Source organism: Streptomyces torulosus (assembly GCF_001419765.1).
Classification (GTDB): Bacteria; Actinomycetota; Actinomycetes; order Streptomycetales; family Streptomycetaceae; genus Streptomyces; species Streptomyces torulosus.
On record NZ_LIRK01000204.1, the window covers coordinates 22,126 to 41,434 of the forward strand.

The 19,309-nt window shown below is 71.3% G+C and carries 18 protein-coding genes; 9 read left to right on the forward strand and 9 right to left on the reverse strand.

The window, feature by feature from the left end; translation table 11 throughout:
- The first annotated feature begins 344 nt into the window (after window positions 1-344).
- Entirely contained in the window at window positions 345-815 is a 471-nt protein-coding gene (locus tag AOK23_RS15045) for a DUF5709 domain-containing protein (protein ID WP_055521409.1), read from the forward strand.
- Window positions 816-841: 26 nt separating this feature from the next.
- On the opposite strand, the gene AOK23_RS15050 is transcribed toward AOK23_RS15045, so the two are convergent.
- Window positions 842-1,636, reverse strand: coding sequence for a metal-dependent hydrolase (locus AOK23_RS15050; protein ID WP_055713222.1), 795 nt, complete (start codon window positions 1,634-1,636; stop codon window positions 842-844).
- 166 nt (window positions 1,637-1,802) lie between these two features.
- On the opposite strand from AOK23_RS15050, the gene AOK23_RS15055 reads away from it, so the two are divergent.
- Together AOK23_RS15055 and AOK23_RS15060 are read left to right on the forward strand one after the other, a co-directional pair.
- On the forward strand, window positions 1,803-4,316 hold the full coding sequence (locus tag AOK23_RS15055; RefSeq protein ID WP_055713223.1) for a DEAD/DEAH box helicase: 2,514 nt from the start codon (window positions 1,803-1,805) through the stop codon (window positions 4,314-4,316).
- Between the two features lie 19 nt (window positions 4,317-4,335).
- Window positions 4,336-5,211, forward strand: a complete 876-nt coding sequence (locus AOK23_RS15060; RefSeq protein ID WP_055713224.1) for an acyl-CoA thioesterase — start codon at window positions 4,336-4,338, stop codon at window positions 5,209-5,211.
- Window positions 5,212-5,263: 52 nt separating this feature from the next.
- Here AOK23_RS15060 and AOK23_RS15065 read toward each other — a convergent pair whose 3' ends face one another.
- Window positions 5,264-6,217 (reverse strand): DUF6397 family protein, encoded by a 954-nt coding sequence (locus AOK23_RS15065; RefSeq protein ID WP_055713225.1) that lies wholly within the window; start codon window positions 6,215-6,217, stop codon window positions 5,264-5,266.
- A 126-nt stretch (window positions 6,218-6,343) separates the two neighbouring features.
- Complete coding sequence (locus tag AOK23_RS15070) at window positions 6,344-6,757, reverse strand: roadblock/LC7 domain-containing protein (protein ID WP_055713226.1); 414 nt, start codon at window positions 6,755-6,757, stop codon at window positions 6,344-6,346.
- 96 nt (window positions 6,758-6,853) lie between these two features.
- Between AOK23_RS15070 and AOK23_RS15075 the strand changes: the two genes are divergently transcribed.
- Window positions 6,854-7,282 carry a PPOX class F420-dependent oxidoreductase gene (locus tag AOK23_RS15075; protein ID WP_055521403.1) on the forward strand — a complete coding sequence of 143 codons (429 nt, stop codon included), beginning with the start codon at window positions 6,854-6,856 and terminating at the stop codon, window positions 7,280-7,282.
- Between the two features lie 48 nt (window positions 7,283-7,330).
- On the opposite strand, the gene AOK23_RS15080 is transcribed toward AOK23_RS15075, so the two are convergent.
- The 5 genes from AOK23_RS15080 to AOK23_RS15100 form a co-directional block, all read right to left on the reverse strand.
- The gene (locus tag AOK23_RS15080) at window positions 7,331-7,936 is read right to left on the reverse strand and encodes a GTP-binding protein (RefSeq protein ID WP_055713227.1); all 606 of its coding nucleotides are present in this window, start codon (window positions 7,934-7,936) and stop codon (window positions 7,331-7,333) included.
- 215 nt (window positions 7,937-8,151) lie between these two features.
- A complete protein-coding gene (locus tag AOK23_RS15085; protein WP_055713228.1) occupies window positions 8,152-8,568 on the reverse strand; it encodes a DUF742 domain-containing protein in 417 nt (138 codons plus the stop codon).
- Between the two features lie 19 nt (window positions 8,569-8,587).
- A complete protein-coding gene (locus AOK23_RS15090) occupies window positions 8,588-9,025 on the reverse strand; it encodes a roadblock/LC7 domain-containing protein (protein WP_055713229.1) in 438 nt (145 codons plus the stop codon).
- The gene (locus tag AOK23_RS15095) at window positions 9,022-11,559 is read right to left on the reverse strand and encodes a sensor histidine kinase (RefSeq protein ID WP_055713230.1); all 2,538 of its coding nucleotides are present in this window, start codon (window positions 11,557-11,559) and stop codon (window positions 9,022-9,024) included. Before AOK23_RS15095 ends, AOK23_RS15090 begins: the two co-directional genes overlap by 4 nt.
- A gap of 54 nt (window positions 11,560-11,613) precedes the next feature.
- On the reverse strand, window positions 11,614-12,390 hold the full coding sequence (locus AOK23_RS15100; protein ID WP_055713231.1) for an MHYT domain-containing protein: 777 nt from the start codon (window positions 12,388-12,390) through the stop codon (window positions 11,614-11,616).
- Window positions 12,391-12,542: 152 nt separating this feature from the next.
- On the opposite strand from AOK23_RS15100, the gene AOK23_RS15105 reads away from it, so the two are divergent.
- The 3 genes from AOK23_RS15105 (at window position 12,543) to AOK23_RS15115 (ending at window position 14,581) form a co-directional block, all read left to right on the forward strand.
- Window positions 12,543-13,142, forward strand: a complete 600-nt coding sequence (locus AOK23_RS15105) for a class I SAM-dependent methyltransferase (RefSeq protein ID WP_055713232.1) — start codon at window positions 12,543-12,545, stop codon at window positions 13,140-13,142.
- A gap of 160 nt (window positions 13,143-13,302) precedes the next feature.
- Window positions 13,303-13,599, forward strand: coding sequence for a hypothetical protein (locus AOK23_RS15110; RefSeq protein WP_055713233.1), 297 nt, complete (start codon window positions 13,303-13,305; stop codon window positions 13,597-13,599).
- Window positions 13,600-13,735: 136 nt separating this feature from the next.
- Window positions 13,736-14,581, forward strand: a complete 846-nt coding sequence (locus AOK23_RS15115) for a hypothetical protein (protein ID WP_055713234.1) — start codon at window positions 13,736-13,738, stop codon at window positions 14,579-14,581.
- 60 nt (window positions 14,582-14,641) lie between these two features.
- On the opposite strand, the gene AOK23_RS15120 is transcribed toward AOK23_RS15115, so the two are convergent.
- Complete coding sequence (locus AOK23_RS15120) at window positions 14,642-14,830, reverse strand: hypothetical protein (protein WP_055713235.1); 189 nt, start codon at window positions 14,828-14,830, stop codon at window positions 14,642-14,644.
- Between the two features lie 264 nt (window positions 14,831-15,094).
- On the opposite strand from AOK23_RS15120, the gene AOK23_RS15125 reads away from it, so the two are divergent.
- Window positions 15,095-17,983 (forward strand): DEAD/DEAH box helicase, encoded by a 2,889-nt coding sequence (locus tag AOK23_RS15125; RefSeq protein ID WP_055713236.1) that lies wholly within the window; start codon window positions 15,095-15,097, stop codon window positions 17,981-17,983.
- On the forward strand, window positions 17,980-19,248 hold the full coding sequence (locus tag AOK23_RS15130) for a hypothetical protein (RefSeq protein ID WP_055713237.1): 1,269 nt from the start codon (window positions 17,980-17,982) through the stop codon (window positions 19,246-19,248). Before AOK23_RS15125 ends, AOK23_RS15130 begins: the two co-directional genes overlap by 4 nt.
- Window positions 19,249-19,309 lie beyond the last annotated feature (61 nt).

The window sequence follows — 19,309 nt, forward strand, 5'->3', positions numbered from 1 at the left end:
TTCCGCCGCATCACCACCGGCTCGTGGGCCACGGCCGCCTTCTCCACGCCGTCCCCGGTCCGGACCGTCGGGGGCGGTGCGGGCGGCGGCGCCGGTGACGCCGCACGGTCGCCGCACCGCCACGACGCGGGCCGCGCGGCCGAGGCCGAGTGCCCGCTCGCTTCCGGGGCCCGTCCCCTGACGTTGCGTGGTGCCGACGGCGAGTGGAACTCTGGTGGTGGGCACTGATTCGGGGGACGCCCGTGAACCGCCCGGTTCGCGGGGGTCGGACCGTCGCCCAGGGGTTCGCGCGCCCACCGTCGCCGCACGGTGGCACCGGGCCCGTCCCACCACTGGAGGTACCCGTGGACAGAGCCGGCGGATGGGGAGACGACGTCTACCAGCCGGATGGATCGGAGATCCAGGACGACGCCGGGCTGCTGGACGCCGAGGACACCCTGGTCGCCGACGGTGTGGACGACCCGCTCGACCGGGGCTGGTCGCCACCGGAGCGGCCATGGGCGGTGGAGCACACCGGTGTGACCGCCGCGGAGCGGCTGCGCGGCGAGACCTTGGAGCAGCGGCTCGCGGAGGAGCTGCCGGACGTCACCTCGGTCGACGGGGACGGCATCGGCGACGCCCAGGACACCGACGGTGAGCTGCTGGACAACGAGGTGGGAGGGCTTCGCTCGGGCCGTCTCGTCGCCCCCGACGAAGGTGCGCACGAGGACGAGGAGAGTGGGCTGATCGCCACCGACGTGGGCATCGACGGCGCGGCCGCCTCCGCCGAGGAGGCCGCGATGCACATCGTGGACGAGGACTCGGTGTCGGGCTGACCTCGCCCGGCCGCCCGGCCGCGCTGTCAGATGACGTTCAGGGCCGCGGCCGCTCCCACGCCCCCGAGCACCATGAACACCGGCATGAGCACCCTCAGCTCCACCCAGCTGCCGGCCCGGAACCGCATCGCCTTGGGCGGACCGATCGGGTACCAGCGCTTGCGGCCCACCGGTATCGGCCACAGGATCGGGCAGCCCGAGACGGTCAGCGAATCGCCGATGTCGTGCACCAGCGCGCCCAGCAGGATCGGCAGACCGAGCCACAGGTACTCCTGGCCCGGCTCGGTGAACAGCCAGTCCGCCCCGTTGCCCGGCTTGTCCAGGACACCGGCGATGATCCAGGCACTGGTCGCCGCCAGCAGCCACACCAGCACGTCGCTGCTCGACCCGCGGGCCGCCCGCCACAGCAGCCCTTCGATCGCCAGCACCAGGTGCACGAACAGGATGGCCAGCACCGCCCAGCGGCCACCCATCATCGCCATGGCCGAGGCCCCCGCGCCGAGCAGCACCGCCCACAGCCAGGTGTGGGTGAGCGTGCGGTGCCCGCCTGAGCGGCGTGGGTCGCCCTGCTTCTTCGTCGCCTTGTAGACGGCGTACGAGAGCTTGTCGACGATCTCGCACACCCAGCGGGACAGCGGGCCGAAGGAACGGGAGATCGTCGCCGCCTTGTGGTCCAGGTCCGGGGCGAGCGCGGCGCCCGCGCAGATCAGCGCACCGGCCAGGAGGACCGGCCAGGGCATGGTGTGCCCGGTCGCGGCTGCCGCCGCCCCTACGCCGAGCCAGGCCGCGGCCCCGGACAGTGAGTGTGCTGGTCCCATCATGGCCGTGCCCCGCCCCATTCCTTCTGTGCCGCTGTCCAGTTGCCCCGGGCCGCTGTCCAGTTGTCCACGTGCGTCGACGCTCCGTCGGCGCCACAGCGTAGCGTTCGCGATCTTCGGCCGGGTATCCGATTCCCGCCTTGGGGGCGCGGGCAGGCAAGATGGGGGCGTGACCCTCATCGATCAGCTGCCGCGGACCGCCGACCCCGACGCCCTCTACGAAGCCTTCGAGTCGTGGGCCGTGGAACGCGGTCTCACCCTCTACCCCCATCAGGAGGAGGCGCTCATCGAGGTGGTCTCCGGCGCGAACGTGATCGTGTCGACGCCCACCGGCTCCGGCAAGAGCATGATCGCGGCGGGCGCGCACTTCGCCGCCCTCGCCCGTGACGAGGTCACCTTCTACACCGCCCCGATCAAGGCCCTGGTCTCGGAGAAGTTCTTCGAGCTGTGCAAGATCTTCGGTACCGAGAACGTCGGCATGCTCACCGGCGACGCGTCCGTGAACGCCGACGCCCCCGTCATCTGCTGCACCGCCGAGGTCCTGGCCTCCATCGCGTTGCGCGACGGCAGGAACGCCGATGTCGGCCAGGTCGTCATGGACGAGTTCCACTTCTACGCGGAGGCCGACCGCGGCTGGGCCTGGCAGATCCCCATCCTGGAGCTGCCGCAGGCCCAGTTCATCCTGATGTCGGCGACCCTCGGCGACGTCTCGATGTTCGAGAAGGACCTCACCCGGCGCACCGGCCGTCCCACCTCCGTGGTCCGCTCGGCCACCCGCCCGGTGCCGCTGTCGTACGAATACGTCCTGACGCCGCTGACGGAGACTCTCACGGAGCTGCTCGCCACCAAGCAGGCGCCCGTCTACATCGTGCACTTCACGCAGGCGCAGGCCGTGGAGCGGGCGCAGGCGCTGATGAGTATCAACATGTGCACGCGGGAGGAGAAGGACCAGATCGCCGAGCTGATCGGCAACTTCCGGTTCACCACCAAGTTCGGCCGCAATCTCTCCCGTTACGTCCGGCACGGTATCGGTGTGCACCATGCCGGGATGCTGCCCAAGTACCGACGTCTGGTGGAGAAGCTGGCCCAAGCCGGTCTCTTGAAGGTCATCTGCGGCACTGACACGCTCGGCGTCGGCGTCAACGTCCCCATCCGCACGGTGCTGTTCACCGCGCTGACGAAGTACGACGGCAGCCGGGTGCGGACGCTGCGCGCCCGTGAGTTCCACCAGATCGCGGGGCGCGCCGGGCGGGCGGGCTTCGACACCGCCGGGTTCGTGGTGGCGCAGGCGCCCGAGCACGTCATCGAGAACGAGAAGGCGCTCGCGAAGGCGGGCGACGATCCGAAGAAGCGCCGCAAGGTGGTCCGCAAGAAGGCGCCCGAGGGGTTCGTCGGCTGGACGGAGAACACCTTCGAGAAGCTCATCGCCTCCGATCCTGAGCCTCTCACGTCCCGTTTCCGGGTGACACACACGATGCTGCTGTCGGTGATCGCCCGGCCCGGCAACGCCTTCGAGGCGATGCGACGGCTGCTGGAGGACAACCACGAGCCACGCAAGCAGCAGCTGCGCCACATCCGGCGGGCCATCGCCATCTACCGTTCGCTGCTCGACGGCGGCATCGTCGAGAAGCTGGACGAGCCGGACGCCGAGGGCCGCATCGTCCGTCTGACGGTCGATCTGCAGCAGGACTTCGCGCTCAACCAGCCGCTGTCCACCTTCGCGCTGGCCGCGTTCGAGCTGCTCGACCCGGAGTCGCCGTCGTACGCCCTGGACATGGTCTCCGTGGTGGAGTCGACGCTCGACGACCCGCGACAGATCCTCGCGGCCCAGCAGAACAAGGCACGCGGTGAGGCCGTGGCGGCGATGAAGGCGGACGGCGTCGAGTACGAGGAGCGCATGGAGCGGCTCCAGGACGTCACCTACCCCAAGCCGCTGGAGGAGTTGCTCTTCCACGCGTACAACACGTACCGCAAGAGCCACCCGTGGGTCGGCGACCACCCGCTGTCCCCGAAGTCGGTGATCCGGGACATGTACGAACGGGCACTCTCCTTCACCGAGTTGGTGTCCTACTACGAGCTGGCCCGCACCGAGGGCATCGTGCTGCGCTACCTGGCCGGCGCCTACAAGACCCTCGATCACACCGTCCCCGACGACCTGAAGTCGGACGACCTGGAGGATCTGATCGCCTGGCTCGGCGAGATGGTCCGCCAGGTCGACTCCAGCCTCCTCGACGAGTGGGAGCAGCTCGCCAACCCCGAGGAGATGACCGCCGAGGAGGCCCAGGAGAAGGCCGACCAGGTCAAGCCCGTCACCTCCAACGCGCGTGCCTTCCGCGTCCTCGTCCGCAACGCCATGTTCCGGCGTGTCGAGCTGGCCGCCCTCGACCAGGTCGACGAACTGGGCGAGTTGGACGCCGAGTCCGGCTGGGACGCCGAGCGGTGGGGCGAGGCGATGGACAAGTACTGGGACGAGTACGACGAGCTCGGCACCGGTCCCGATGCCCGAGGTCCTCGCCTGCTGATGATCGAGGAGGAGCCGCAGAACGGGCTGTGGCGCGTCCGTCAGACCTTCGCCGACCCGAACGGCGATCATGACTGGGGCATCAGCGCGGAGATCGACCTTGCGGCCTCCGACGCCGAGGGCCGCGCCGTCGTCCGGGTCACCGACGTCGGTCAACTGTGAGCACTGGAGAGGCCGGCAGATGACGACCAACCCCGCCGAGCGGCTCGTCGACCTCCTCGACCTGGAACAGATCGAGGTCAACATCTTCCGTGGGCGCAGCCCGCAGGAGTCCTTGCAGCGGGTCTTCGGTGGCCAGGTGGCCGGCCAGGCGCTGGTCGCCGCCGGACGCACCACCGAGGGCGACCGGCCTGTGCATTCGCTGCACGCGTACTTCCTCCGCCCGGGGCGTCCGGGGGTGCCGATCGTGTACCAGGTCGAGCGGGTCCGCGACGGGCGGTCGTTCACCACGCGTCGGGTCACCGCCGTGCAGCAGGGCCGCACGATCTTCAATCTGACCGCCTCCTTTCACAAGCCTGAAGAGGGGAGCTTCGAGCACCAGCTGCCGCCGGCCCGCGAGGTGCCGGACCCGGAGTCGCTGCCGACGCTGACGCAGGAGATCACCGATCATCTAGGCGCGCTGCCCGAGCAGTTGCAGCGCATGGCGCGGCGTCAGCCCTTCGACATCCGTTATGTCGACCGGCTGCGCTGGACCCCCGAGGAGGTCGAGCACGCGGAGCCGCGCAGCGCGGTGTGGATGCGGGCCGTGGGCCCTCTGGGGGACGATCCGCTCGTCCACACCTGCGCGCTGACGTACGCCAGCGACATGACCCTGCTGGATGCCGTCCGCCTTCCCATCGAGCCGTTGTGGGGACCGCGTGGCTTCGACATGGCGTCGCTGGACCACGCCATGTGGTTCCATCGGCCGTTCCGTGCGGACGAGTGGTTCCTGTACGACCAGGAGTCGCCGATCGCGGTGGGCGGACGTGGTCTGGCCCGTGGCCGCATCTACGACCTGGAGGGGCGTCTGCTCGTGTCGGTCGTCCAGGAGGGACTGTTCCGCAAGCTCGGTTCCTGACGCGTCCGTCGGCCGGCGCCCGCAGCGGGTCGTACCGCGCCCGGTCGACGGATCAGGGGTGTCTGCGCGTCAGCCAGCCGAGCAGGCCGTGGCGCTTCTCGGATGCCGGACCCGGTGTCTCGGGGCGGTTCGCGGGACGCCTGACGCTCCTCGCCGGGCGCGGGGCCGGTTCCTTCCTGCGGGGCCTCGGCGCGAGGCGGTGAGCGCGAGCCTCGACGAGAGCCTGACGAAGGTCCGCCCGAAGCCACTCGATCTCGTCGGGATCGTCCGCCGTCATGATCGTGCCGGTGAGCCGGGCGGCGGGTGAGTCGGGCGGCCCCTGGTCGGTCCGTGCGGGCCGGTGGCGGTTGAGATGGGCGCGCTCGTAGGGATCCCGGACGATCTCCGCGAGGTGAACGGGGTCGAGGAGGGAGGCCGGCGCGGCGGCCCGGGCCCAGGGGTCTTCGGCCTGCCGGAGCAGGAACCCTAGATGGCGTCCTCGCCAGTTCCTGGGCCGCAGATCGAGGCCGTTGTCGAGTTGGGTCCTCAGCTCCTGGGGGAGACGCCCCGTCAGCCACGGGGCGTTGTTCTCGTCGGCGGCGAACCGCCGCAGTTCTTCCGCCAGATAGAGCCAGACGACGGCACGGTAGCGGTTCAGATAGAACTTGACCGGTGTGACGAGCCCCAGCCGTGCGAGGCGCACGAAACGCGTCGGCGCCACCTCCAGGATCGCTGCGGCGTCCTTGGAGCCGACGGCTTCGACCCGTGCGCGCAGCGTCTGGGGGAAGCCCTCCTCGGCGCGGAGCCGGTCGATCTCGCTGCGGGCGACTCGGCGTCCTCCGCCTCCCTCGTCGGGGACGGTTCGTACGCATCCGAGGTGGACGGCGAGGTCGAGTTCGCTTCGTTTCAGGCTCAGTTCACGTGCGGCGCGGCTCTGGGTGAGCGGCCGGTCGGCCGCCCCGGCCGGTACTGCGGCGACGGTCGCCGCGGTGGGTGTGGCAGGTCGCGTGATGGTGTTTCCGGACATGGTGGTTCTCCCCCGTGCAGTGGTGCCGCGACGCCTGTGCGCGTCGCCTCGGGAAAACCGTAGCCCGTTCACAAGAAGTCGTGGCGGGCCTGTGGATAACTTGCAACCAGCTACTGAAACCGCAGGTCAGAGGTCCCTGGCGGCGGAGGGTTCGGGTTGTCGGGCGTCCACGCCGAGGTGTTCGCCGACACGGTTCACCATCAGGGTCATCTCATAGGCGATCTGACCGATGTCCGCTTCCGCGGCGCTGAGCACGCACAGGCAACTGCCCGCGCCGGCCGCGGTGACGAAGAGCATGGCGTCGTCGAACTCGATCATCGTCTGCCGTACGTCACCGGCGCCGAAGTGGCGTCCCGAGCCCTTGGCGAGGCTGTGCAGCCCCGATGAGACCGCGGCGAGGTGCTCGGCGTCCTCACGCCTCAGCCCGGTACTGGCCGCCGTGACCAATCCGTCGCTGGACAGCACCAGTGCGTGTCGTACGGGTTCCAGGCGCTCGGTCAAGTCGTCCAGCAACCAACCGAGTCCCGCGTTCTGCGGCATTTTTCCTACTCCCCGTATTCGTCGTTCCCCCTGGCGAGGAGGATCCGACGGTTCAGCCTTCCCCACTGCTGCCGCAGGAGCAAGCAAGATGGGGACATGGCAAAGAAGATGACCGACAAGGAATGGCGGGCCTTCGTCTCACACGGAACTCGCACCGGAAAACTGGCGACCTCCCGTGCCGACGGACGTCCTCATGTCACGCCCATCTGGTTCTTGCTGCACGGTGACGAGTTGCTCTTCAACACCGGCAAGGAAAGTGTCAAGGGACGGAATCTGGCCAGGGACGGCCGTGTGGCGCTCTGTGTGGACTCCGATCTGCCGCCGTACGACTTCGTGGTGCTGGAAGGCCGGGCGGAACTCTCCGAGGACCTCGACGAGGTGCGGCACTGGGCCGCGCGTATAGGCGCCCGCTACATGGGCGAGGACCGGGCCGAGGAGTTCGGCGCCCGCAACGGCGTGCCGGGCGAGCTCCTCGTGCGGGTGCGTGTGGACAAGGTCCTCGCGTACTCCGCTGTCTCCGACTGAGCGCCGACCCCGGTCGTCACCTGTCGGCACGGGGCCGATCGGGGCGCCTCAGCTCACCGAGTCGAGCAGCCGGGCGGTGTGCATCCGTCCGGCGTACTCGACGAGGCGTATCAGTACCTCCTTGCCGGAGGCGCGGTCCCGCGCGTCGCAGAGGACCACGGGAGTGCCCTGGTCGAGGTCGAGGGCGCGCGACACGTCGTCGGGGCCGTAGGCGCCTGCTCCGGTGAAGCAGTTGACGGCGACCACGAACGGGATGTGCCGGTGCTCGAAGAAGTCCACCGCCGGGAAGCAGTCCTGGAGTCGTCTCGTGTCCGCGAGGACGACCGCCCCCAACGCGCCCTGGGCCAGTTCGTCCCACAGGAACCAGAACCTGTCCTGGCCCGGGGTGCCGAACAGATAGAGCGACAGGCCGGACCGGATGGTGATGCGGCCGAAGTCCATGGCCACCGTGGTGGTCACCTTCTGATCCACTCCGCCGGTGTCGTCGACCGACTGGCCGGCCTCGCTCAGGAGTTCCTCGGTGCGCAACGGCTTGATCTCGCTGACCGCCCCCACCAGGGTGGTCTTGCCCACGCCGAAACCACCGGCGACGAGGATCTTCAATGCCAGGGCGCCCGTGTCGCCGTCTGTCGTGTCGGAGTGCTGGGAGGCCATCGATCACTTCTCTCGGGAGTGCGGGGCAAGGTCGACATCGGTACTGCTGTGCGGAGCCAGCATCATGACAACTTCCGCTCCACAACGGGGTGTTGGACCGGTTCTTCCTGGCATCGACCGACTCGTGCGTGTTCGATGCCCGGTTGGATGCACAAGTTCGAACGAGATCGACCCGCACCGTTGCCCGTCCCTACGGCTCGTACTGTTGTTCATGACTACAGCGCCCTCAGCCCGGCGATCACCTCACGCAGGATGCGCTCGTCCGGCAGTTGCGCGGGCGGCACCGGCCGGCTGACCGTGACGTGGCCCAGTTCGAGGAGGTCACCGAGGAGTACTCGCACCACGCCGACCGGCAGGTCGGCTCCGGCGGCGAGTTCGGCGACCGACTGGGTCTCGGTCCGGCACAGTTCGATCAGCGTGCGGTGTTCGGGACCGAGTGAGGTGTCCCCGTCGACGTCGGGTGCGCCGATGTGGAGGGACACCAGGGCGATCAGGTCGAAGCGGACTCCACTGGGGCCGGGGGCGGTGCGTCCGCCGGTCATCGCGTAGGGGCGGACGAGGGGCCCGGCCTCGTGGTCGTACCACTGGCTGCCCGGCGGCTCGTGCGGAGCGCTCGTGCTGTCCTCGGTCATGAGCACGGCTCGTTCCCGCTCATCCGGCGACGGGTGGCCGCGCGCCGGCGCGCGGAGCGGTGTAGAGGTGCTCGCCCACGCGTTTCACGAGCCGTGCCATCTCGTACGCCACGAGGCCGATGTCCGCGGTGACGGCCGTGAGGACGGCCAGGCAGGAGCCGTCTCCGGCAGCCGCCACGAAGAGGAAGCCGTCGTCCATCTCCACCATGGTCTGGCGCACTCCCCCGGTGCCGAAGTGGCGGCCCGCTCCCTTGGCGAGGCTGTGGAAGCCGGAGGCGACGGCCGCGAGATGCTCGGCGTCCTCGCGTGCGAGGTCGGTCGACGCACCGACGGCGAGTCCGTCGTTGGACAGCACCACCGCGTGTCGCACCTCATGCACGCGCAGTACGAGGTCGTCCAGCAGCCAGTCGAGTTCTCCGGACCGTCCGGTGGCCCTGGTGGTCGGGTCCTGGATCATGCGGGGTCTCCTTCGCTGCTGTCGCTGCCCGTCGTGGGGCCGTGGGTGACGCCTCGTCCGGGTGCCCTGCCGCCGCCTCGCGTCCAGCCGTCGCGGTAGGCCGCCATACGGTCCCGTACGAGTTCGGGGGTGCGGTCGTCGTCGCCCCCGTGGCTCGGGGCAGGTTCCGGCCCGCGGCTGTGCCGGTCGCGCAGTTGGGGGGCGAGATGGGCCTGCCGTACCCGGCGTGGCAGTTCACCGGTGGGGTCCGGCTCCTGCGGCGGACGGTGCTGCCGCAGGGCGGTGACGCCCGGCGGGGGCGGTTCGGGCGGGCCGCCCGCCATGGACTCCCCGGCGGAGGCCACGGGAGCCATCAGTGCCCGCCGGTCGACGGACTGCTCCACGGGGTCCTGACGCGGACCGGCGTGCACGCGCGCGTACTCCCGTTGCTCGGGCCGCCGCTGTGCCTCGACAGTGGCTCGGGGGGAACGTTCCGTCGTGCCGTTGTGCAGCAGAGCGGTCGGCAGGAGGACCACGGCTGTGGTGCCACCGTAGGGAGAGGGCCTCAGATGGACCTTGATGCCGTGGCGGGAGGAGAGTCGGCTCACCACGAACAGTCCGAGACGGTCGCTGTCGAAGAGGTCGAGGGCCTCCGACTGCTCGATCCTGCGGTTGGCCTCGTCGAGGGTCTCCTTGCCCATGCCGAGCCCGCGGTCCTCGACCTCGACGGCGTATCCGTTGCCGACGGGTTCCCCGGTGATCCGCACGCGCGTGTGCGGTGGTGAGAACTGGGCTGCGTTCTCGACGAGTTCGGCGAGGAGGTGGATGAGGTCGGCGACGGCGGCACCGGCGATCCGTGCCTCGGGCAGTTGCCGTACCTCCACGCGCGCGTAGTCCTCGATCTCGGAGACGGCTGCGCGGACGACGTTCGTCAGGGAGACAGGCATGCGCCAGGCGCGGCCCGGTGCGGCTCCCGACAGGATGATCAGACTCTCCGCGTGGCGTCGCATCCGGGTGGTGAGGTGGTCGAGCCGGAAGAGGTCGCTGAGCTCGTCGGGGTCCTCGGACCTGCGTTCCATGCTGTCGAGGAGGCTCAGCTGGCGGTGGACGAGGACCTGGCTGCGGCGGGCGAGGTTGACGAACACTCCGGAGATGCCGCCGGCCAGTTCGGCGCGCTCGACCGCCGCGCGGAGGGCGGCCCGGTGGACGATGCGCAGCGCCTCGGCGACCTGGCCGGTCTCGTCCTCGGCGGCGGGCCCCGGCGGGGCCTCGGCGTCGACGTCGATCTCCTCTCCGGCCCGCAGTTTCCGCATGGCGTGGGGCAGTTTGCGGCGGGCGATCTCCAGGGCTCCGTTCCGCAGGCTCACCAGCTCGACGACGAGTCCGCGCCCGATGCGTACGGAGATCACGAGCGACGCGGCGACGGCGGCGAGACCGAGGAGCACGGCGGCACCGGCCGGGGTGAGGAGGGCGCGCGTGAACGGGTCGGCCCGCTCGGCCACGTCGCGTCCGGCGTCGGCCTCGATCTTCCGCATCCTGTCCCGCACGCGCGTGTGGGCCGACTCCCAGACATCCACCGGTGCCGCGGTGAGCGCCTTGCTGCCGGGACGGCTTGCGAGCACCTTGTCCTCGACGGCGTTCAGGTCGGTGTAGGCGTCGCCCTCGGCGAGTTCTTCCCATGCCGCCCGTTCGGGGCCACGGAGGTCGGCGGCAGCGGCTTCGGTCAGGGTGTGGCGGGCACCCGCGGCGCCGCTGAACAGACGCAGTCGTTCGCCGTCGAGGGTGCCGGAGAGCCGTGCGCCGGCCAGCAGCGCCTCCTCCTGGGCGAGGGCCTCGGCCGCGCGGGAGAACTCGAGCAGCACGCGCGCGTCGGAGCCCGTTTCGGCGTCCTGGATGCCGCTGAGTGCGCCGCCCACACCGAAGGCCGTGGAGATGGTCGTGGTGTACCTCTGGTACGTCTCCGCCCAGCCGCTACGACGGTCGAGCACCGACGCGCGCAGGGGGCGCAGTTGCTCGGCACCGGAGACGAAGGCCGCGAGCCGCTCGGCGACCCCGGCGGGTAGGTCGATTCCGTCGGCGACGGTGTGCCGGCCGCCCAGACGCAGTCGGGCGACCGCGCGATCGGATGCCCGGGAGAGTGCTTCCAGGTCGCTCCCGTGTGCGTCGGAGGGCCTCGTGGTGTACCGCACGGCGGCGGCACGCTCGGCCTGGAGCGCGGCGACCGCGTCGGCGACCGGGGCGCGCACGGAGGCGTCGACGCGCTGGAGCTGCCGAAGCCGGGCGACGTCCTGGGCGGTGGTGACGGTGGCGTACGCCCACAGGGCGAGCAGGGAGACGACGGGCACCATCAACAGGCAGATGATCTTGGCTCGGACGGTGCGGGGGCGTATGTGCGGGCGGCCGGCGCGTCTGGGTGGGCCGGTCGTGTGAGCGCCGGTCTCGTCGGGGGCGAAACCTTCGTCGGCCGGTGGTCCCGCGTGGGCGCGGCGTCCGCGCGCCGCGGGCCGGGTCGGCGTCTCGGCGCCGGTGGTCGAGGTCCTGCCGGATGTACGCATGGCCTCCTCGCTCGGTGTGGTCTGGGTGTGCCTTCGTGCCGCCGAGGTGCGCTGCTAGTGGGCGGCGGCGCTCCCGACGGGCTGTTGGGCCGACGCGGAGGCCTCGCGTTCCCCGGCCGTCGGCGACAGCGCGACGAACGCCGAGGTGAGGAAGAGATAGGACCCGAGGCCGACGGCGAGGGGGAAGATGAACTGCATCGCCGTGACCCCGGGCAGGTTTTCGCCGGAGGGAGCGACCTCCACGCGCACCGCCCACATGGCGGTGTAGTGCATGCTGCTCACCGCGCCGCCCATGACCATGGAGGCGACGGTGACCGCGAGGGGCGACCTGATGTTGAGGGCCGCCCACAGGGCGGCGGTGGCCGCGACGACGGCGATCACCACGGAGAGCGCGACGAGGGCCGGGTCGTATGTCACCTCGCCGTGCATCCGTACCGCCGCCATGCCCAGGTAGTGCATGCTGGCGACGCCCAGTCCGGTGGTGAGGCCGCCGAGAAGAAGCGCCCGTTGGCGGTTGCGGCTGTAGCCGACGGCGAAGACTCCGCCGCAGACGACGGCCATGGCGACGAGCAGGCTGAGGATGGTCAACGGCACGTCGTAGCGGAGTTCGGTGCCGCTCACACCGAAGCCGAGCATGGCCACGAAGTGCATGGTCCAGATGCCGGTGCCGATCGCGGACGCTGCGGTGACGAGCCAGTTGCGGCGGGCGCGGCCGGTGGCGCCCAGCGCACGGACGGTGCAACGCAGTCCGAGTGCCGCGCCCATGCAGGCCATCACGTACGACAGCACGGGGGTCAGCCAGCCGAAGGTGGCGTGGTCCAGGTGTCCCATGGCTCCGGGACGCTAGTGGGAGCACGGGTGCACGAAGGGGGCGCATTTCGAAAAGTGGTGGAAGGTGGCGCATATATGCGTCGGAACGATCGCCTCACGCTCGAACATGCACACCGTGCCCGCTCACCCGACCGTGGGGGATCATGCGGAGCATGAGCGACGACCACACACATGTCCAGGAGTTCTTCACGGCACGAGCCGCCGACTGGGACACCCGGTTCCCCGACGACGGACCCGCCTACGCCGCCGCCGTCGCCGACCTCGGCCTGCGGCCGGGTGACCGTGTGCTCGACGCGGGCTGCGGCACGGGACGGGCCCTGACGCCGCTATGGAAGGCCGTGGGCCCCTCCGGCGTGGTCCTCGGGGCGGATCTGACCCCGGCGATGCTGGAGGCCGCCGTACGAGCCGGGCGGCACCTCGACGGGCAGCTGCTGCTCGCGGACGTGGCGGCCCTGCCGCTGCGCACGGGTTCCTTGGACGCGGTCTTCGCCGCGGGGCTCATCGCGCATCTCGCGGACCCGGCGGGGAATCTCCGGGAGCTCGCGCGGGTGGTCCGGCCTGGCGGGACGTTGGCGCTCTTCCACCCGATCGGCAGGGCCGCGCTCGCGGCGCGCCAGGGACGGCAGATCACCCCGGCCGATCTCCGGGCGGAGGCGAACCTCGGCCCGCTGCTGGCCGGTTCGGGCTGGCGCATGACGTCGTACATCGACGAGGACAGCCGATTCCTCGCGCTCGCCGTACGCACCGGCTGACCCGCGGCACACCCCCTGACCAGCAGGGTCCCAGATCGCGACCTCGCCGCTCGGCCCTGCTCCCGGGATGGACCCTCTTCTGTCGCCGCGCCTCCGTCTCTACGTTGAGTAGGAACACGTGAACGGTATGTGCATACCGAGATGGGGGAAGGTAGCCCTTATGTTCGACAGGCTCCGTAGGTCCTTCGACAGATTCCTCGACTCGACGCGCACCGAGGCGACCACGCAGGAGGAGAAACGCACGCACAACCTGTTCGAAGCGGCGGCCGCCTACATCTCGGCGTGCGCCGACGACGACCAGGACCGGATCGACGAGACCGTGACCTGGGTGTCGCCCGAGGCCCTGTCGTTCGGGGTGAGCGAGCTGGCGTGTCGTGCGGTCATAGCGCTGGCACGCGAGCGGGACGAGTCGCCGCAGACGGTGGCACGGTCGCTTCTGGGGCTGCCCGCCGCCTGAAGGGGCGAGAAGCACCGGTCGATTCGCCCCTGTCCGGCCGGAACCGCAGCTCTGCGTGGGTTTCACTCTCGTGACAAGCGCCCGCCGGGCGCATTAGGGTGCGCCGACGGACGAGCGAGAGCAATGGGAGGCCGGCATGGCCGGGACGGACGATGACGCCGTCGCCGCCGGGGACGACGACGCACTGTATGTGCTGACGGCGGTGCTGCTCACGCCCGCGAACTTCCCCAGCGTACTGGGCGACGACTACCCCGAGGCCTGCGCGGCGCTCGGTCTCGCCCCGCTCGCCGACGGTTACGGGATCGTCCTGGGCCAGGACAGCGACGGCGCCCGGTGGACGGTCGTGGTGGACGACGTGTCACTGGTCGCCGTGGCCATCGCCTCGTGGGACTGCGGCATGGAGTACGACCTGTCGCCCGACGAGGACTCCGTGGTGGCCGCGCTGCCCGGCTGGCCCCTCGCGGTGGCCGTGGCCGCTCCCGGTGTGCCGGCTCCGCACGACCCGGACCCGGAGGTCTCCGACCTGCCGCCGCTGAGCCCGCCGGACACCACGGTCTGGGGCCCCGCACAGCGGCGCCTGGGCGCCGATGAGATCGCGCTTCAGTGGAGCACCTGGCGGGCACAGATCGACGACTCCGCCTTCACGGGACAGAACGGCGCGAGCGCGGCGGCAGCCGGAGACGCCGCCGAGTCCGGCCGCGACGAGGGCGGCGTCCGCTCGGGCATCCGCCGAGTCCTCGCCGAGGCACGCGCCTACGTCGAGTCGCCGCCGCCCCTCGGACGTGTGCGCTCGTCGTTCGCGCCGGGCGACGCCCGGACCCTTCGTGCCGACGGCCCCGGGTGGTCGATGGTGGCCAGGACCGACGACATCGCCTTCGTCCTTCTCGACGACGAACCGGGGGAAGTGCTCCCGGTGGGGCGTGGCGAGGAACTGCCCGGTCTCCTGGAGTCCCTCGACAAGATCGCGGTACGCCCCAACTGAGCGCGGGCTCGCCCCCGACTCTGCCGCGTGTCACCGGCCCGGCCGCGGGCCGGTGACACCTCAGCGTCCGAGCTCCTTGCGGCCGACCCGGCGCAGCCTGCGTCGCTGCGAGGGGTCGAGTGTCAGGTACGCGGCCGTGGGGATCCCCAGGACTATCAGGAGATTGGCCCAGAAGGGGAACGGCAACAGGAACAGCAGGACGATCCCGATTGCCGCACCCCCCACGACGATCTTCGTGCTCTTCGACATCTCCGTCGCCTCCTTCGCGGCCCACTGCCGCTCTCTGTCCTGAAAACGGGCTCCCGCTCCCCGCAGTTCCGGACCACGACCCTGACGCAACCCTGACTCCGCCCCCGGCGCAACCCTGAGACGCCTTCCACTTTTCTCGGCATCACCCTCACGCCGTGACGGACGTCACCTCGGATCACACTCCCGGGACCTTTGAAGTGAGGTACCCTGGGCGATTCTGAGTGTGCGGTAGTCAAATTTGAGGAGTTCAGCATCTCTGTGCCGATGAACCTCGCGGCGTCCCCTGCCGATGTTTCTGAGCTGGCCCGCTGTCACGCCGCCTTCGTGGCCGACGACCCGGCCCGGACCGGCCGTTTCGTCTTCCGGCGCCCCGACGGCACGGCACCGCCGCCCGTCGCGGTGGGCTCCGCCGGGGAGTCGACGGTCGTCCTGCCCGGCGAGACGGGTGTCGAGCTGCTGACGGTTCCCGTCGTGTCGCTCCCGGTGAGCGCCGCCCTGCCGGTGCTCACACGCGCGCGTGCGGCGGCGGACGCCGACCGGTCGACCGTCTTCTGGGGTACCGCCGCCGTCCTGGCCCTGCAACTCGTCGCGCGCGGACTTCTGTTGCCCGGTGTGACCGCCGCGGGCCATGACGCGTGGCGGATCGGCCCCCTGCGGGCGGAGGCCCTGGAACGGCTCCGCGAGCTGGCGGCGGCGATGCCGCCGGAGGCACACGCTGTACCCGTCGACCACTCCTCGCCACTGCGTCTGCCGGACCCCGAGCGGCTGCTGCGCGCGTTCCTCGACGCGGTCGCCGACTCGCTGCCGCGCTCCCCCGCCGCCGCCCTCGCGGCAGGTGGCCCTGCCTTCGCGGCGCGGGAGCCGCAGTCGGTGCCCGAGCAGCGCGCCTGGGCCGCCGATGTCGCCGCCGGTCACGACGCCGGGGTCCGCCTGTCGCTGCGCGTGGAGGTCCCCGGACTGGCCTCGGCCGACCCGGACGAGACCGGGTTGTCGTTCCGGGCCGTCCTCCAGGTGCACAGCGTCAGCGACCCGGCGCTGGTCTCGGACGCGTCCGGAGTGTGGGCCGGTGCCGAGGCGTTCGGCCCGCGCGCGCGGATGGACGCCCTGCTCGCGCTGCGCCGCGCGGCTCGCGCCTGGGCCCCGCTCACCCCGCTGCTCTCGGCAGCCGTGCCGGACGCGGTGCATCTCGCCGACGAGGAGATCACCGACCTCCTGGGCGAGGGGGCCCGGACACTGGCCGCCACAGGCGTCGACGTGCACTGGCCCAAGGAGCTGGCACGCACGTTGACCGCCCGCGCGGTCATCGGTCCGTCGGACGACGAACAGAGCGACGAAAAGGCGGCCGGTACGGGCAGCCCCACCACGACCGGTTCCGGCGGGTTCGCCTCCGGCACTCCGTCATTCCTGTCGGCCGACGCGCTGCTCGCCTTCGACTGGCGGTTCTCCCTGGGCGACCAGCGGCTGACCCGCGAGGAGCTGGACGCGCTCGCGGAGGCCAACCGCCCGATGGTGCGCCTGCGCGACCAGTGGGTCCTCGTCGACCCGGAGGAGATCCGCCGCGCCCGAGCGCAGCGGGACCACAAGGTGTCCCCGGTCGACGCGCTCGGCGCCGCCCTGACGGGCTCCACCGAGATCGACGGCCGGATGGTCGACGTGCGGCCCACTGGCTGGCTGGCCACTCTGCGGGAGCGGCTCTCGGACCCGGAGGGGCAGGTACCTGTCGGGCAGCCGTCGGGGCTCGCCGCGACCCTGCGCGACTACCAGCTGCGGGGCCTCGGCTGGCTGGCCCGGATGACGTCTCTGGGGCTGGGCGGCTGCCTCGCGGACGACATGGGGCTCGGCAAGACGATCACCCTGATCGCCCTGCATCTGCACCGGCAGTCCGAAGCCTCCTCCGCCGGCCCCACACTCGTGGTCTGCCCGGCCTCGCTGATGGGCAACTGGCAGCGCGAGATCGAGAAGTTCGCGCCCGGCGTTCCGGTGCGCCGCTTCCACGGCACCCGGCGCACCCTGGACGGGCTGGCGGACGGGGAGTTCGTCCTCACCACGTACGGCACGATGCGGCTCGACGCGTCATGGCTCGGCGACGTCCCCTGGGGCATGGTCGTCGCGGACGAGGCGCAGCACGTGAAGAACCCGTACTCGGCCACGGCGAAGGAGCTGCGCACCATCGGGGCACGCGCGCGTGTGGCGCTCACGGGCACTCCGGTGGAGAACAACCTGTCCGAGCTGTGGGCGATCCTCGACTGGACGACCCCGGGGCTCCTCGGCAGGCTCGGCACCTTCCGCACCCGGTACGCGCAGGCTGTCGAGGGCAGCCGGGATCCCGCCGCCGCGGAGCGGCTCGCCCGCCTCGTACGGCCGTTCCTGCTGCGGCGCCGCAAGTCGGATCCGGGCATCGCCCCGGAACTGCCGCCGAAGACCGAGACGGACCGCGCCGTGTCGCTGACCAGGGAGCAGGTGGGCCTGTACGAGGCATTGGTTCGCGAGACGATGGCGGAGATCGCCCGGGCCGACGGCATGGAACGGCGCGGGCTGATCGTGAAGCTGCTCACCGGGCTCAAGCAGATCTGCAATCACCCGGCGCAGTTCCTCAAGGAGGAGCGGCCCCGGATCGCCGGCAGGTCGGGGAAGTTGGAGCTGCTGGACGAACTGCTGGACACCATCCTCTCCGAGGGGGCGAGCGTTCTGGTGTTCACGCAGTACGTGGGGATGGCGCGGCTCCTGGAGCGCCATCTCGCGGCGCGTGGCGTGCCGACGCGGTTCCTGCACGGGGGCACACCGATCCCGGAGCGCGAGGCGATGGTCGAGAGCTTCCAGGAGGGAGGAGTTCCCGTCTTCCTGCTGTCCCTGAAGGCCGCCGGCACCGGCCTGAACCTGACGCGCGCCGAACACGTCGTGCACTACGACCGCTGGTGGAACCCCGCCGTCGAGGCACAGGCGACCGACCGGGCGTACCGCATCGGCCAGACGCGGCCGGTGCAGGTGCACCGGCTGATCACGGAGGGAACGATCGAGGACCGCATCGCGGACATGCTGGTCCGCAAGCGTGCGTTGGCCGAGGCGGTGCTCGGTTCCGCCGACACGGCCCTCACCGAGCTGTCCGACGCCGAACTGGCCGACCTGGTGGAACTGCGAGGGGACGCACGATGAAGGAACGCAGCGGGCAGAACGAAGAACGCACGTTCGCCACGCTCGCGCCGGTGCAGCGTGGATTCGCGCAGACGTGGTGGGGCCGGGCCTGGCTGAAGGCGCTGGAGGACGCTGCGCTGGACTCCGGGCAGCTCAAGGAGGGGCGCAGACTCGCGCGCGCGGGAGCCGTGGGAGCCGTGGCGGTGCGCCCCGGACGGGTCACGGCCGTGGTCCAGGACCGGGACGGCACGGCCCATCGCGCCGACGTCCTGCTCCAGGAACTGTCCGAGGAGCACTGGGACCGTTTCCTCGGGATGGCCGCGGAGCGGTCGGGGCACATCGCCGCCCTGCTCGACCGTGAGATGCCGCCGCATCTCGTCGAGGACGCGGCGACGGCCGGGGTCGACCTGCTGCCCGGCCTCGGAGACCTGGAGGCGGAGTGCGACTGCGGCGCCTGGGACCACTGCGGGCACACCGCGGCGCTCTGCTACCAGGTGGCGCGACTGCTGGACCAGGATCCGTTCGTCCTGCTGCTGATGCGGGGCCGCGCCGAGCGGGCGCTGCTGGACGAACTCCAGGTCCGCAGTGCCGCCCCCGAGACCGAGGAGCAGAGCGCACCGGAAAGCCCCCAGGACGGCCTGGACGCCGCCGAGGCGTACGCGGCCGGCGACATCCTGCCTCCGCTCCCGGAGCCGCCCGGGCTGCCCGCGGAGCCCGGTCTGCCGCCGTCCCTCGACACCGAGGTGCCGCCAGGGCCCGGTGTCGACCCGGGCGCGCTGGAGTTCCTGGTGGCGAGGACCGCCCAGGAGGCCCACAGGCTGTTGGCCGAGGCCCTGCGCGACGGACATGATCAGCAGGCCGTGGAGGCAGAACCCACGCCGGATCAGGACGCGGTGCGCCTGGCCGCCGGCGCCCCGGAGCCGAGCGTCGCGGCACGGCTCGCGGAGGGCTCCGGGCGTGGCGGGGAAGGGCTGGCGCTCGCGGTCCGCGCCTGGCGGTACGGCGGCGCGGCCGGGCTCGCCGTCCTCGACGAGGAGTGGCCCGTCCCGGCGGAACCGCTCGCACGCGCGCGTGACGCCCTGGAAGCGGCCTGGGACGACGACGAACGGCCACGGCTGCGCCCCGCCCACAACCGCTGGACCGTGGTCGGCGGCTCCGCCCAGCTGCGCCTCGGACGGGACGGCCGCTGGTGGCCGTACCGCAGGGAGCGGGGCCGCTGGGCGCCGGCGGGCCCGGCCGCCCACGATCCGGCGACGGCACTGGCTTCGGTCGACACCGAGGCGTGAGCGCTTCACCGAGGCGTGAGCGTGTCGGAGACCTGCGCGAGCCTCGGCAAGGTAACCGCCC

What these genes read in the sequence shown, in the direction of transcription:
- AOK23_RS15050 (WP_055713222.1), bottom strand. Translation starts at nt 1,636, where the DNA reads ATGATGGGACCAGCACACTCACTGTCCGGGGCCGCGGCCTGGCTCGGC.
- AOK23_RS15060 (WP_055713224.1), top strand. Translation starts at nt 4,336, where the DNA reads ATGACGACCAACCCCGCCGAGCGGCTCGTCGACCTCCTCGACCTGGAA.
- AOK23_RS15065 (WP_055713225.1), bottom strand. Translation starts at nt 6,217, where the DNA reads ATGTCCGGAAACACCATCACGCGACCTGCCACACCCACCGCGGCGACC.
- AOK23_RS15070 (WP_055713226.1), bottom strand. Translation starts at nt 6,757, where the DNA reads ATGCCGCAGAACGCGGGACTCGGTTGGTTGCTGGACGACTTGACCGAG.
- AOK23_RS15075 (WP_055521403.1), top strand. Translation starts at nt 6,854, where the DNA reads ATGGCAAAGAAGATGACCGACAAGGAATGGCGGGCCTTCGTCTCACAC.
- AOK23_RS15080 (WP_055713227.1), bottom strand. Translation starts at nt 7,936, where the DNA reads ATGGCCTCCCAGCACTCCGACACGACAGACGGCGACACGGGCGCCCTG.
- AOK23_RS15085 (WP_055713228.1), bottom strand. Translation starts at nt 8,568, where the DNA reads ATGACCGAGGACAGCACGAGCGCTCCGCACGAGCCGCCGGGCAGCCAG.
- AOK23_RS15090 (WP_055713229.1), bottom strand. Translation starts at nt 9,025, where the DNA reads ATGATCCAGGACCCGACCACCAGGGCCACCGGACGGTCCGGAGAACTC.
- AOK23_RS15095 (WP_055713230.1), bottom strand. Translation starts at nt 11,559, where the DNA reads ATGCGTACATCCGGCAGGACCTCGACCACCGGCGCCGAGACGCCGACC.
- AOK23_RS15100 (WP_055713231.1), bottom strand. Translation starts at nt 12,390, where the DNA reads ATGGGACACCTGGACCACGCCACCTTCGGCTGGCTGACCCCCGTGCTG.
- AOK23_RS15105 (WP_055713232.1), top strand. Translation starts at nt 12,543, where the DNA reads ATGAGCGACGACCACACACATGTCCAGGAGTTCTTCACGGCACGAGCC.
- AOK23_RS15110 (WP_055713233.1), top strand. Translation starts at nt 13,303, where the DNA reads ATGTTCGACAGGCTCCGTAGGTCCTTCGACAGATTCCTCGACTCGACG.
- AOK23_RS15115 (WP_055713234.1), top strand. Translation starts at nt 13,736, where the DNA reads ATGGCCGGGACGGACGATGACGCCGTCGCCGCCGGGGACGACGACGCA.
- AOK23_RS15120 (WP_055713235.1), bottom strand. Translation starts at nt 14,830, where the DNA reads ATGTCGAAGAGCACGAAGATCGTCGTGGGGGGTGCGGCAATCGGGATC.
- AOK23_RS15125 (WP_055713236.1), top strand. Translation starts at nt 15,095, where the DNA reads ATGAACCTCGCGGCGTCCCCTGCCGATGTTTCTGAGCTGGCCCGCTGT.
- AOK23_RS15130 (WP_055713237.1), top strand. Translation starts at nt 17,980, where the DNA reads ATGAAGGAACGCAGCGGGCAGAACGAAGAACGCACGTTCGCCACGCTC.